General features: G+C 65.6%; 1 protein-coding gene. It reads right to left on the reverse strand.

Going from position 1 to position 794, the window contains the following annotated elements; translation table 11 throughout:
* Positions 1 to 728, reverse strand: a 728-nt coding sequence (gene istA / locus DLJ49_RS21345; RefSeq protein WP_115395498.1) for an IS21 family transposase, incomplete at its 3' end; no start/stop codon positions are given.
* Between the last annotated feature and the right edge of the window lie 66 nt (positions 729 to 794).

The raw sequence follows: 794 nt of genomic DNA on the forward strand, positions 1-794 counted from the left end.
ACCTGCCCCTTCTCCCAGCCCGAGGCGGGAGTGCACGCGACCGGTTCGACGAGGTAATGCCCGCACATCTGCTGGAAGCGGCGGTTGTACGCGCGATCCTTGCCCACGAAGATCGTGTCCACGGCCGTCTTCATGTTGTCGTAGATTCCCCGCGCGCAGGCACCGCCGAAGAAGGCGAACGCCTTGTCATGGGCGTCGAAGACCATCTCCTGCGTTTCGCGGGGATAGGCCCGGACGAAGACCATCCGGCTGTGGCAGAGCCGGACATGGGCGACCTTCACCGTCGTGGTCACCCCATCGATCAGAACGATCTCGTGGCTCCAGTCGAACTGGTAGGCTTCGCCCGGATCGAAGCTCAGCGGCACGAAGGCCGCGGCCGACGCCGCGCTCTCCGCCTTCGACCACGCCGCCGCGTAGCGTCGCACGGCGTCATATCCGCCCTCGTATCCGAGCGTCTGCAGCTCCTCGAAGATCCGGATCGCCGTCAGCCGGTCGCGCTTGGGCTTGCGCGCGTTCTCTGCCAGCATCCGATCGAGCTCGTCCCGCCACGGCCCGATCTTCGGCTGCGGCTGGACGCTGCGCTCGTAGGTGAACTCCGTTGCTCCCGACCGCACGACCTTGCGCACGGTCTTCCGTGACACCCGCAACTCGCGGCAGATCTGCTTGATCGGCTTCTTGTCCTGAAAGTACGCCCTGCGGATCTTCGCGATCGTTTCCACCACCAGCATCCCAAACCCGGCTCCCGCTTGCCCCGGGAGCACGATGGACCACCCGTATCAGGGGGTCCCTTTTGG

The sequence above is a fragment of the Rhodovulum sp. 12E13 genome (genome assembly GCF_003340565.1).
GTDB lineage: Bacteria > Pseudomonadota > Alphaproteobacteria > Rhodobacterales > Rhodobacteraceae > HLUCCA09.